The sequence below is a fragment of the Bacillus sp. AFS037270 genome, assembly GCF_002585305.1.
This window is the reverse complement of sequence record NZ_NUNF01000005.1, coordinates 26,311-38,491: the sequence shown is the minus strand read 5'-3', so window position 1 is coordinate 38,491 and position 12,181 is coordinate 26,311. Positions and strand designations below refer to the sequence as shown.

The following is a 12,181-nucleotide window of genomic DNA, read 5'->3' as shown; positions in this document are numbered from 1 at the left end:
ACGATGGCAAAAAAGATGCCTGAAATCGGGGATTATAAATACGGTTTTGCCGATAAAGACGTTTCCATTTTCCGATCGAAACGTGGGTTAACACGTGAGATTGTTGAAGAAATTTCAAAAATGAAAAATGAACCACAGTGGATGCTTGACTTCCGTTTAAAGTCTCTTGAGCATTTCTACAATATGCCTATGCCACAGTGGGGCGGAGATTTGAATTCTTTAAGCTTTGATGAAATTACGTACTATGTAAAACCATCTGAAAAATCCGAGAAGTCTTGGGATGAAGTACCAGAGGAAATTAAAGCTACTTTCGATAAGCTTGGTATCCCTGAAGCAGAGCAAAAATACCTTGCTGGTGTATCTGCGCAGTACGAATCAGAGGTTGTTTATCATAACATGAAGGAAGACCTTGAAGAGCTAGGAATAGTCTTTAAGGATACAGACTCTGCCTTAAGAGAAAACGAAGACATTTTCCGTGAACACTGGGCAAAAGTAATTCCGCCAACGGATAATAAATTCGCAGCGTTAAACTCAGCGGTTTGGTCTGGCGGTTCATTCATCTATGTACCACCAGGTATTAAGGTAGATACGCCATTACAGGCATACTTCCGAATCAACTCTGAGAACATGGGTCAATTTGAACGTACTCTTATTATTGTTGATGAAGGTTCATCTGTACACTATGTAGAAGGATGTACAGCACCAGTTTATACAACTAACTCTCTTCACAGTGCGGTTGTAGAAATCATCATTAAAAAGGATGCTTATTGCCGTTATACAACGATCCAAAACTGGGCAAACAATGTGTTTAACCTTGTTACCAAGCGTGCGGTTTGTGAAGCGAACGCAACAATGGAATGGATTGATGGTAATATCGGTTCTAAGTTAACCATGAAATATCCTGCGGTTATTTTAAAAGGTGAAGGCGCACGTGGTATGACATTATCGATTGCGATTGCAGGTAAAGGTCAGCACCAGGATGCGGGTGCAAAAATGATCCATTTAGCACCAAATACTTCCTCAACGATTGTATCTAAATCCATTTCTAAACATGGTGGTAAAGTAACATATCGTGGTGTTGTTCATTTTGGACGCAAAGCAGATGGAGCTCGTGCGAATATTGAGTGTGATACATTGATTATGGATAATCAATCAACATCTGATACGATCCCATACAATGAAATTCTAAACGACAATATATCTCTTGAGCACGAAGCGAAGGTTTCGAAGGTTTCTGAAGAGCAGTTATTCTACTTGATGAGCCGCGGAATTTCTCAGCAAGAAGCAACTGAAATGATCGTAATGGGCTTTATTGAGCCGTTTACAAAAGAATTACCAATGGAATATGCCGTTGAGATGAACCGTCTGATTAAGTTCGAAATGGAAGGTTCTATTGGTTAATATTGAAAAAACCCTTGTGGGGCAAGGGTTTTGACGATTTTTATAAAAGGTAAAATTGCCGGCGTGCCGATTTGATTTATCTTTGAGTGTAGGAGGCGAACTTTTGAAGTTCGTCTTCTTCTATTTTTTCGGTGATATCAAGATAAGTATCAGCCGTTGTTTTGATGGTTTTATGTCCTAAACGATTAGATACACATTTCAGACTTGTACCTGATTCAAGTAGCAGGACAGCGTGTGTGTGCCTTTATATTCAACACTGGCTTGTTTATGATATGGCTGCATTGTTTCACGAATAATAGAAGGTGTGAGATAATGACCGTTATAATTTTGAAAAATAATACCATCTTCATTTTGGCGAAATCTTGGATTTCCTAAAATTAATTCATTTTGCTTTAGCTTGAATTTCTTTAATTCACGTACTAATTCTTGTTCAATTTTTATTGTACGATAAGAAGCAGTATTTTTTAATGTTGTTAATTTCACTTTATTGTTATCATCACGGCTAGTTTGTTTATCGATGGTTATCTTATCTCTATCAATATCTTCCCATCTTAAAGCTAAAGCTTCAGATATTCTTAAACCGGTTTTGCTTAAAAAGGACATTAACATGTAATAAAGCTGATATTCAGGAAAGCGTTGATGCTTATATGTTTTCATGAAATCCAATAATTGATTTAATTCCTGAAGGCTGAAATATTTTACTTTTTCCTTTTTAATAGCAACACTATCTTGAACAGGAACCTTTAATTTATCAGCCGGATTTTTTTCAAGTACTTCAAGTTCATGAACAGCATAATGAAAAATGCTTTTTATTACTGAAAGATATTTTAACCTTGAACCAAATTTAGCAATCCATCTTTTTATTTCAGGTCTATGAATTGTCATGATTTTTTTATGCCCAAATGTGGGTAAAACGTGATTTCTAATAATTACTTCAAGCTGCACAAATGTTGATTCCTTTACATTTGCTTTCTTATGTTCAAGCCAATCCTTCACTGCATCATCAAACAGCATGTTTCTATCATTTAATGTTTGACCATAGTAAATCCGTTCTTCAACTTTAGCAGCTTCAATTTCAGCTTCCTTTTTCGTGCGAAATGTTCCAATGCTGCTTTCTTTACCATCATATGAAACACGTGCCTGCCATTTCCACTTGGTAACTTTCTAAATGTTGCCATCTTCCCTTATCTCCTTTCAATCCTTTAAAACGATTTCGATAACGCTTTTTATTTTTGCTTTTTGGTACAAAAAAAGGGAACGTCAAGTAACGATCCCTTTAGCCACTCATGCAGCAGAGCTGCACCACAAAGAATGAAAATGGGTAAGAACGACAATACTAATACTGACCTTAATCCAGTCATGCCTTTGGATGCTTCTTCAATTCATCTCAAAAATTTTCTCTACCACAGAGGTAATTCTCAGCAAGTTTTTTAGTATTAGATATATTCTGTCCAATCGCTAAGGGTTTATAAGTAGTGTCCCCCATTAACTCGGTATCAGAAACCTCGTAATACTTTATTGCTTTACGCTCATTTTCTGTTTCCACACTTTTGTTCCTAAACGTAAACGAAAGTTGGTTTGTTTTTAATTATCGTAATAGCCCTTTTGATTAAATATTCTATCTTTGAAAGCAGTTCAAGAAACTCCTCTTCATATGGTTGATAATCTATAATTATTCTATTAACAATCGCTATTTCTTCCAAAATCCTCATTTTTAAGTTATTGAGATATAGGAAGAATTGTAATAACATCAATAGTTACTATTTAAAATAAAATGTTAAAGATTTTGAAAAAACACCTTCCGAAATAGATATTTAAGAAATCATATCATAAAACCGCCATTTATATCGATGGAAGCACCAGTTATATAACTTGCTTGTTCTGAAGATAAAAAGGCAACTAGATCTGCTATTTCAGTAGCTTTACCGTATCTTCCTATAGCGATAATTTCTCTTAGTAATTTTGCATTAGAACCATCTGCTGGATTCATATCAGTGTCAACAGGTCCAGGCTGTATATTGTTAACAGTTATTCTTTTTAAGGCAAGGTCCCTTGCTAATCCTCTAGTCATACCTGCTACAGCTGCTTTCGACATGGCATAAAGACTCAAGCCTGGAAAACCTGTTACATTGGCATTAGCACTTCCGATTGTAATTATTCTGTCACCCTCACTCATTCGTGGTGCAGCTGCTTGAACACCCTCAAAAACGGAACGTACATTTACAGCCACCATTCTGTCAAACTCTTCCATTGTAAATTCGTCATACATCTTTGATTCAAATAAACTGAAGGATAATACGAGAATTTCGGAACGTTTATTTCGAAATTTATTTAACGATCTCTTTATTAGTATTTTTCATTTTGTTCTTTATAAAAACCCAAATACTTAATACAGGTAAATAGGTAAAAAGAAAAATAGAACTAAATAAAATGGTTATGGACTCCACTTTGTTGACATCGATCGTATCCTTGCAGAGTGTAACAATCATTTGAATAAGGATGACTGAAACCCACAAGGTTATATCCGGCTTCATTCCAATCGATTCTTTTAGTATGCGTACTCCCCCCCAAACGGCTATACAGCATGTAGGTAAAAAGACCAAAACCCAAGTAAAAATATACACATATTCAAACCTTTCAATAAACGGGAAACGAATAATTTTGGACATAATTAACGTTGGCCACACCGTATGTAAAAGCTGCCCATGGCTAAAGTAAACAAATGTAAAAATGGCTACTAGAAAATATAACAAGGTAGTGTAGCCCATTCCAAAGTGAAACCACTTTTGAGAATGTAAGTTATTTTTAATATAAGGATAGTAAATAAGCAGGAATTCCGGTCCAACAAAACTTAGCATACTACCTTTAGCGGAAACAAAATAATCATGGATCCCATGATTGAACAGCGGTAATAAGTTTGACCAATGAGCGTACTTAATAAGATAATACACTGAAAAGAATAAAAAACTTGGTAGGATGACTCCCCAAAAGCAAATTCCTGTAATTACGCGAAAACCACCTTTAACAATATTGACAATGACAATTAAGAGAATGAAAGAAAAAATCCATAAAGGAGTACTTGGAAATACCCATGTCATTAACACTTCTAAATAAGACCTGATCACAATCGATACGATTAATATACAGTAACTATATAGAAGAAGATTTAAAATATTCCCCATCCATCTGCCGAACAATTCCTTGTGCAGCGACATGATATCCCCGTTTCTGGCATGCTTTAATAAAAAATACATTAACACTCCAATTATATGAAAGGCCGCTCCCACCAAAAGGATAGAGACCCATGCATCTTGTTCCGCACCCTTGAATATCTCTTTTTGAAATCCAAGTAAACCTACACCCGTTTGTGCCCCATGGATAAGAAAAAATAAAAAAAAGGGAGAGACCGTTAAACTTTCCTTTAATTCTTTGCCCATAATCCTCCACCTTACTCCCCAATACCTGCCCGTGTTAATTCGATATTTAGGTCCATATCATATTGAACATTCGGATAGATATTTTCATAAAATTCTTTTTCATCCCAATCTCTAGATTTTGCTCTTACCAAATCACCTATACCAAGTGGATCTACTTTATTGGCAGTCAGTTTATGAAGAAGCTTTTTACATTCTTTTTCTACTTGTTCTTCTAGTTGTTTTTTTAACATATATTTTGGGGAAACTTCCCTTAGGTCCAACCAAGTAGGATAATCCTTCACCATACCTTGTAACTCCATATAAAAGTGAATCTTTGGTACCGAATGATTTTTTATGAATCTTTTTCTATTTTCCCCATATAAAACTGTAAAGACAGCTGTTCCTTTTCTATCTTCATTCTTAACGTTAAATACACTATCTCCTCTTATCGTTTCTCCTCTTAGTAATTTATATAAGAACGTCTCTTTTTCATCGAGTGTTGTTATTAGTTTATCGTTTTTAAATACCGCTAATCCTCCAATGGTTATTTTACCCGCGGAGTTTACTTTTAAGAGTGGTATGGCATTATCTCTTCCTTCACCATAATAATCAAATAAAAAACTATGCATATTCGGAAGAGGTAAATCATCCTTCTCATATCGATGCTCAATTAAGCGGACGATATGGTCACTACTGTTACTTTTATTGTTCTTTAATAACTCACCTGATTGTCCCTCGGAGACAGCCAAATACATATTGCTTCCTACTAAAGGGTCTCTACAAATAGTCTTTACAAAATAAGCGATCCCGTCTTCGGCTAATTCTTTGCCAAATAACAATAAACTCAACTTTCCAAGTTCAACTGGCTTTGAAGACTGCTCATCCATCTCTTGCAGGATTGTCCTTGTATTCAATCCCTTCCCCTTTAAGATTGTAGTTTCTCCCTTCTCCTCTTCTTTTGTATAGTCAGTATAAAGAATGGTTCCAATATACTTATCCTTTCCTTTATCTAATCCTAAAACGGAAGGAATTTGGATATCATTAATTGTCTTATTATTAGGATTATTACAGGCAGTCAAAGTTAATAAAACAGCTAAGAAAGTAATGCTAAATTTCAACTTAGGCCCATTCATTAGAATCATCCTTATTTTCTTGAGGTTTATATCTGATAAGAGAAAGCGGTCTTAAAAACCGGCTTCGTTTTGTTGTGTACTTGTATGATGATCGAATAAAACTATCTCTAAAGCTATTTATTCTAAAAGGATAAAGAGGAACCATATAGGGGTTCCCTAATGACGTTAATTTTAATAGGTGACTAAGAAGAAGAACAAATCCAATCGCTATACCAAATCCGCCTAATAAAGCAGCTAAAATAATAAATGGGAACCTCAGAAGACGGATAGCATTAGACATCTTAAAAATGGGAGTGGTAAAGGAAGCAAGGGCAGATAAAGAGACAATAATCAGCAAGATATTACTGGTTAAAGCTGCTTCAACAGAAGCTTGTCCAATCACAATTCCCCCTACTATCCCTAACGTCTGTCCAATCTTCGTTGGAAGCCTGGCTCCTGCCTCACGTAATAGCTCAATGGTTATTTCCAGGAATATGGCTTCCAATACAGGAGGAAACGGAACATGTGCCCTCGAGCTTATTAAAGGTTGAAGTAAATCTTCTGGTATTACCTCATAGTGAAAGGTCAGTATGGCTATATATAACGAAGTAGAAAACATGGAAAAAATAACCCCAAAAATTCTTATAATCCTAAAAAATGAACCTAATATCCAAGACAGAAAATAATCTTCTGGAGAGATAAAAAAATCCAATAAAGTAGACGGTCCTGTCACGATATAGGGTGAACCGTTAGCAAATATAGCAACTTGCCCTGATATCATGGCATAAACGACTCGATCCATTCTCTCAGTTGATAAAAATATCGGAAATGGAGTGTTAGAGTTATCCGAAAAAATCTGTTCAATTTGTGAACTGTCAAAGATGACATCAAAGTCAATATCCTTTAATCGTTGTCTGACCGTTTGGATATACTGCGGGTTTGTTACCCCCTCGATATAGGCAATCGCTATTTCTGTTTTAGATAGAGAGCCCAGTTTCATTTCTTCAAAAACTAATTCCGGAACAGCAATTTTTTTCCTTAATAAATGGATATTAACATTGATGTTTTCTATAAACCCAACTTTGGGGCCTATAACACTAAATTCATTCTCGGTTTCATTATTTTTTCTATATCCAAGTTCCTCATTTTGAATATTTATAACAAGTAACTCTTTAAGATCTCTAAATTGAACAGTGACAAAGCCTTTAATTAGCTTGTTTTCAATGTCGTTGGGGTCTTCTGAAAGATTAACCTCTTCAAAGGGGATTAATTGTTCCAATTCTTGGAGTGACTTAACTTTTTTACAGTTCTCCTTTATTACTGGAAGCAAAAGCTCATTTATCGCTTTTGCATCTACCATAGACTTGTAATAACTGATAAGTAGGTAATCCTCCCGCTTAAGGGGGGAAAATTGAAAAAAATCACTTGACTTTTTTGCCTGCTGATAAACGTCTTGAATAGACTTAATCTCAGTTTTATTTTTATTAATATCTATCCGTTTTGAGTTCTTAAAAGGCATATCTTCTCACCAACTGTTTTTTTAAGAATTAACCTTAGTTTATTTATTTAGCGTAAGCAGTGTAATCACCATAAGACTTATTTTGCCAACGTATGAAGTTTCAATCCATAGTTGTTAGTATTTTCATAAAATAAAAAAACTAATTAGGTTTTGGTGAACTGACCTACTCACTTGAGACAACAGAAAAAACACCTAAGCTACCTGTTCCCTATATTCAATAGGGGACAGGTAGTTTAATTTTGCCTGAAGTCGAACTTGATTGTAATAATTGATGAAATTATTTACTTTTTCCACTACAATAGGATTTGTAAGATACTCTACCATGAAAATAAGTTTCCTCAATTGGAATTGTCAATACTGATAATGACCTTAATCCAGTCAACCAATTCATAGACTTATTAATTAACGCCCTCTTCTTTTTTAACGATTGAGCCAGGGTCTTCTTAAGTATTGTCATTTGAGTTCAGGAAGGATTGCGGATGTTATCTAAAATTAAAAAATCAGTTCATAATTATGCCAAAGGTGCTCTCGTTGTTTGTATATAAACAACGAGAGCACCTTTATCTGTTTATTTAGTCAAAAATGTTGGTTTCAGTATCAAATTCGCTTACATTTTCAGCAAGATAAATATAATACTGGTCATCGGAAAATCTCCTCAACACCAGCTTTATTCAAGGCATCTAATTGAAGGTTCAAATTTTGCTCCAACTTGGAAACTCGTGCATATCCTAATTTCATTGTCAAATCCTCCAAAATAAAAATGTCTCAAAAACCAGTATCCACTAAATCCAGAGATGGGTATGATATTTTTCTGATTAACGGAAATAAGGGGACATCAGAGAGAATAGAATCATAAGAAACTTAGTTTGTTGGTTATACAAACATTAAATGTAATGCTATAATAATCTACAAGTTTTATCATTCGGTTAGAAGGAGGTTTTTGGGTGAAAAAGATTTTCTGAAGGGTATTGGTACGGCAGGTATTGTTAAAGATTAGGTAGTTCCGTCAATACTTCGTTCGGAAATAACGGAATTAAAAAGAATTGTAAGCAAAAGCCTCAAAGCGAAGGAAATTGATTAAAGATTTCGATACACTGCAATTACGATAGCTGCGGAATTTATTAAGATAAGAGGATAGAAATTGTTTACATTGAAAAATCTGGAATTCTTCTAAGAGTATTTTTGACGAAATGCGTTTATAGACCAGTAGTCACTAAAGTGAAAACGATTCTAAAATTTTCCCTGTATTTTGTGGTAGAAGAAAGTAAGAAATCAGTCCCGGTAGTTTCAGACTAACTGAATGAATAGTAAGAATAGCTGTCAGGTTTCTATTGAATAGCTGATTATTTCAAACATATAAATAAAAAATTGTTAAAGAGGTGATACCATATGCCAATGGGCAGAGTGATGGGGGGACTCTTCACTGTATGTGATTGGATTTGGAAGATGGCTTTGGTAAATATCTTATGGATTCTTTTTACATTAACCGGATTCATAGTTCTTGGGATAATCCCCGCAACTGTGGCGTTATTTACAGTGGTAAGAAAGTGGAACATGAAAGAAACGGATATCCCCATTTCTCGAATCTTTTTTAATACCTATAAAAAGGAGTTCCTTCATGCAAATTTAGTGGGACTACTAATGGGAGCAATCGGCTTTTTCCTATTTATTGATTATAGGCTCGTTATGGCAATAGGGGGAACCGTTCAATACATTCTGTCCATTCTTTTATTAATCCTTATTGGTTTGTATTTGATCACCCTGCTATATCTTTTTCCTGTTTACGTACATTTTGAATTAAGGTTTTTTCAATATTTCAAATACGCGTTTTATATCGGGACTCTTAATATACACATTACTATTTTGATGGTAGCAGTGCTTCTATTATTAAGTTTTCCGTTATCCGTTTTCCCAGGATTTATTCCATTTTTTTCGGTGAGTCTTATGTCCATTGTGATGATGTTTGGTTCGACAATAGCTTTTAAGCGTATTGAAAAAAAACAAAAGAAGTTTAGTGCTTAATAATTTGAAATATAGTTAGAAACTGACCCAAAGATCTGTTCTTTGGGTTTATTTTTTTAAAAAATATTATTTTTATTCTAATAACATTTAGAGGATGCAACACAAAGTCTAATCAATGCAAGGGTTGAGGAAGTAATTTCCCTTTTAATCTTTCTTTAACAGCAGAACCTTAGAATATATCAATTATTTATATGAAAATGTCAATGCATGGAGGGAATAATTATATTATTATTCTATTAAATAAGTTGGAAACGCTTTAGTTACAAAAACTTTTGCAGACATCAGAGTTGATCAAAAGAAATAGTTTCCATTGAACAGTTGTAACAAAAAAGCAGGGGAAAGTTGAAAACGATTTCAATAAAAGGGGTGATATGAGAATTGTAAGTCTTAGATTTTTTGAAAAAAATAAAAAGGGGAGAAAAATGTATGAAAAAACTTTTAACATCAGTGTTAGCTGGGGCATTAGCACTGTCTCTCACTGCTTGTGGAAGCAATAGTAGTCAGTCTAGCAGCAAAAGCGATGGGAAAACGATTTCTGGCGAACTCACTATTATGGGGTGGGGTGGCGGAGAAGAACTCCAGGCCAGAAAACAAGCTACAAAAGTATTTGAAAAATTGTATCCTGATGTGAAAGTTAATGAAATATGGCTTCCAGCAGATAGTGTTGATCAGAAGCTTGATGCGGCACTGGCAGCAGGGAATGCTGCTGATGTTATTATGATGTCTCCTGACTGGAAAGGTCTTCGTTCAAAATGGTTAGAAGATTTGAATCCATATTTAGAAAAGGATAAAATCGATGTTGCAGATTTTACCCCGGGGGCAGATGATGGGTATGTAGATCCGGATGGAAAACGGGAAGGAATGCCAACAACTCAATCAGATTTCATGTTTGCTTACAATAAAGAAATTTTCGACAAAGCCGGAGTTCCATATCCTACGAATGATTGGACTTGGGATGATTTTAAGAATATTTCAAAGAAAGTTTCTTCAGGTTCTGGAGCTAAAAGGAACTATGCTATTGTTTCACATTGGATTAATCATAGTTTTGCATCTTTCCCATATGGCGGCAGTCCATATAACAGTGATTGGACCAAACAGACCGTAGATGATCCAAAAACAATAAAAGGGTTAGAGTTGTTTAGTGACCTCATAAAATCAAAAGCGTTACCTGATGATTCTGCTTCTAAAAGTATACCTATGGACCAGATGTTTGTATCAGGAAAAGCGGCCATGTACCCATTAGGATTGTTTGAGGCTAAAGACATAGCCCAAAAAATAGGGAATAACTTTAAATGGGGTATAGTTTTGCCTCCTAATGATCCAAATGGAAAAAATACGAATATTAAATTTCAAACAGGTTTTGGTATGAATAAGGCATCAAAGAACAAGAAGGCTGCATGGGCGTACATAAAGACAATTTCTATGAATAAAGAAGTAAATGATATCTACGCCAAAGTAGGAATTCCAGCATTGAAGGAATCTGCTGACACCACTTTCAGTAAACTGACTATTCCAAACACGGATTTAAAACAGACTGACTATCTTACTGGATTGGCGGATGCAACTACGAATCCTTGGGGTGGATCCCTTAATAAAGCTGCAGACTTATTCGAACAAATATATCAACAAATTACAACTCAGCAAAGTTCGGCTAAAGACGCTGTGAAAAAATATGCTCCACAAATACAAGCTGCACTTGACGAAGTTCATCAAAAGCAAAGTAAATAGTGTAAGTAATTTAAATCAATGGGAGGAAGACATAAAGGACAGATCCTCCCTTTGTAAATTCTTCTCTTGAGGGGTGAAAAAATGAAAAAGAAGTATATTAGCAGTGAAAAAAGGGAAGCTAGGCAATTTTATTTGTATACATCACCATTTATTTTGGGTTTTATAATATTTACATTATATCCAGTAGTTTATTCCATTATGCTGATCTTTACAAATGCTGATATGACTGGAACAGGTGATTTTATAGGCTTAGCCAATATAAAAAAAGCTTTTACCCAAGATCCTCTTTTCTATAAATCTCTATGCAATACCTTATATTTTGTAATAGTTTCTGTCCCATTAAGTTTAATACTTTCATTTTTGGTTGCTCTCTTACTAAATCACAAAAAAATAAAAGGAATGGGAATATTCAGAACCACTTTTTATATACCGTATATAACTGCAGGTGTTGCTGTTACATTATTGTGGGGATGGATTTTTAACGCACAATTCGGTCTCATAAACTATGTTCTTTCATTTTTTGGAATAAATGGTCCGAATTGGCTAAGTGATGGTAAATGGGCGATGCCGGCGATTATCATTATGGGGTTATGGACGATTGGCAACTCTATTATCATAACACTTGCTGGGTTACAGGATATACCGGAACAATTATATGAAAGTGCTTCAATAGATGGTGCGAGTCGCCTTATAATGATCACTCATATTACTCTTCCTCTGTCAACACCAACATTATTTTTTAATCTAGTAATGGGAATAATAGGTGGCTTTCAAGTTTTCATGCAGCCTTTTGTTTTAACAGAAGGTGGCCCTAACTATGCTACCTATACCTATATGATGCATATATATAACAGTGCATTCAAATATGGTGAGATGGGGTATGCTTCAACATTAGCGTGGATCTTATTTATTATAATCCTGATTATAACTTTAATTGTAAACCGTACTTCTAAATACTGGGTATACTACGAGAATTAATTTTT

The 12,181-nt window shown here is 34.8% G+C and carries 12 protein-coding genes; 4 read left to right on the top strand and 8 right to left on the bottom strand.

What is annotated here, in order from left to right:
* Positions 1-3 precede the first annotated feature (3 nt).
* A complete protein-coding gene (gene sufB, locus COD92_RS02100; RefSeq protein WP_098528020.1) occupies positions 4-1,401 on the top strand; it encodes a Fe-S cluster assembly protein SufB in 1,398 nt (465 codons plus the stop codon).
* Positions 1,402-1,599: 198 nt separating this feature from the next.
* Here the strand turns inward: sufB and COD92_RS02095 are convergent, their stop codons facing one another.
* The 8 genes from COD92_RS02095 to COD92_RS32600 form a co-directional block, all read right to left on the bottom strand.
* Positions 1,600-2,415 (bottom strand): tyrosine-type recombinase/integrase, encoded by an 816-nt coding sequence (locus tag COD92_RS02095; protein ID WP_255286547.1) that lies wholly within the window; start codon positions 2,413-2,415, stop codon positions 1,600-1,602.
* Between the two features lie 11 nt (positions 2,416-2,426).
* Positions 2,427-2,579, bottom strand: a complete 153-nt coding sequence (locus COD92_RS31740) for a hypothetical protein (RefSeq protein ID WP_176550384.1) — start codon at positions 2,577-2,579, stop codon at positions 2,427-2,429.
* Between the two features lie 644 nt (positions 2,580-3,223).
* Positions 3,224-3,706: an SDR family oxidoreductase gene (locus tag COD92_RS02090; protein WP_255286549.1), complete on the bottom strand. Its 483-nt coding sequence runs from the start codon at positions 3,704-3,706 to the stop codon at positions 3,224-3,226.
* Positions 3,707-3,728: 22 nt separating this feature from the next.
* On the bottom strand, positions 3,729-4,838 hold the full coding sequence (locus COD92_RS02085; protein WP_098528022.1) for a GerAB/ArcD/ProY family transporter: 1,110 nt from the start codon (positions 4,836-4,838) through the stop codon (positions 3,729-3,731).
* A gap of 11 nt (positions 4,839-4,849) precedes the next feature.
* Positions 4,850-5,950, bottom strand: coding sequence for a Ger(x)C family spore germination protein (locus tag COD92_RS02080; protein WP_176541075.1), 1,101 nt, complete (start codon positions 5,948-5,950; stop codon positions 4,850-4,852).
* Positions 5,937-7,448, bottom strand: a complete 1,512-nt coding sequence (locus COD92_RS02075) for a spore germination protein (RefSeq protein WP_098528024.1) — start codon at positions 7,446-7,448, stop codon at positions 5,937-5,939. Before COD92_RS02075 ends, COD92_RS02080 begins: the two co-directional genes overlap by 14 nt.
* Before the next feature lie 192 nt (positions 7,449-7,640).
* Entirely contained in the window at positions 7,641-7,772 is a 132-nt protein-coding gene (locus COD92_RS02070) for an IS3 family transposase (RefSeq protein WP_098528025.1), read from the bottom strand.
* Positions 7,773-8,087: 315 nt separating this feature from the next.
* Positions 8,088-8,186, bottom strand: a complete 99-nt coding sequence (locus COD92_RS32600) for a recombinase family protein (RefSeq protein WP_480253689.1) — start codon at positions 8,184-8,186, stop codon at positions 8,088-8,090.
* 651 nt (positions 8,187-8,837) lie between these two features.
* Here COD92_RS32600 and COD92_RS02065 point away from each other — a divergent pair.
* The 3 genes from COD92_RS02065 (at position 8,838) to COD92_RS02055 (ending at position 12,176) form a co-directional block, all read left to right on the top strand.
* Positions 8,838-9,470, top strand: coding sequence for a YesL family protein (locus COD92_RS02065; RefSeq protein ID WP_098528026.1), 633 nt, complete (start codon positions 8,838-8,840; stop codon positions 9,468-9,470).
* 426 nt (positions 9,471-9,896) lie between these two features.
* Positions 9,897-11,198 carry an ABC transporter substrate-binding protein gene (locus COD92_RS02060; RefSeq protein ID WP_098528027.1) on the top strand — a complete coding sequence of 434 codons (1,302 nt, stop codon included), beginning with the start codon at positions 9,897-9,899 and terminating at the stop codon, positions 11,196-11,198.
* An 81-nt stretch (positions 11,199-11,279) separates the two neighbouring features.
* Complete coding sequence (locus COD92_RS02055; RefSeq protein ID WP_098528028.1) at positions 11,280-12,176, top strand: carbohydrate ABC transporter permease; 897 nt, start codon at positions 11,280-11,282, stop codon at positions 12,174-12,176.
* The last annotated feature ends 5 nt before the right edge of the window (positions 12,177-12,181 follow it).

What these genes read in the sequence shown, in the direction of transcription:
- sufB (WP_098528020.1), top strand. Translation starts at nt 4, where the DNA reads ATGGCAAAAAAGATGCCTGAAATCGGGGATTATAAATACGGTTTTGCC.
- COD92_RS02095 (WP_255286547.1), bottom strand. Translation starts at nt 2,415, where the DNA reads ATGCTGTTTGATGATGCAGTGAAGGATTGGCTTGAACATAAGAAAGCA.
- COD92_RS31740 (WP_176550384.1), bottom strand. Translation starts at nt 2,579, where the DNA reads ATGGCAACATTTAGAAAGTTACCAAGTGGAAATGGCAGGCACGTGTTT.
- COD92_RS02085 (WP_098528022.1), bottom strand. Translation starts at nt 4,838, where the DNA reads ATGGGCAAAGAATTAAAGGAAAGTTTAACGGTCTCTCCCTTTTTTTTA.
- COD92_RS02080 (WP_176541075.1), bottom strand. Translation starts at nt 5,950, where the DNA reads ATGAATGGGCCTAAGTTGAAATTTAGCATTACTTTCTTAGCTGTTTTA.
- COD92_RS02075 (WP_098528024.1), bottom strand. Translation starts at nt 7,448, where the DNA reads ATGCCTTTTAAGAACTCAAAACGGATAGATATTAATAAAAATAAAACT.
- COD92_RS02070 (WP_098528025.1), bottom strand. Translation starts at nt 7,772, where the DNA reads ATGGTAGAGTATCTTACAAATCCTATTGTAGTGGAAAAAGTAAATAAT.
- COD92_RS32600 (WP_480253689.1), bottom strand. Translation starts at nt 8,186, where the DNA reads ATGAAATTAGGATATGCACGAGTTTCCAAGTTGGAGCAAAATTTGAAC.
- COD92_RS02065 (WP_098528026.1), top strand. Translation starts at nt 8,838, where the DNA reads ATGCCAATGGGCAGAGTGATGGGGGGACTCTTCACTGTATGTGATTGG.
- COD92_RS02060 (WP_098528027.1), top strand. Translation starts at nt 9,897, where the DNA reads ATGAAAAAACTTTTAACATCAGTGTTAGCTGGGGCATTAGCACTGTCT.
- COD92_RS02055 (WP_098528028.1), top strand. Translation starts at nt 11,280, where the DNA reads ATGAAAAAGAAGTATATTAGCAGTGAAAAAAGGGAAGCTAGGCAATTT.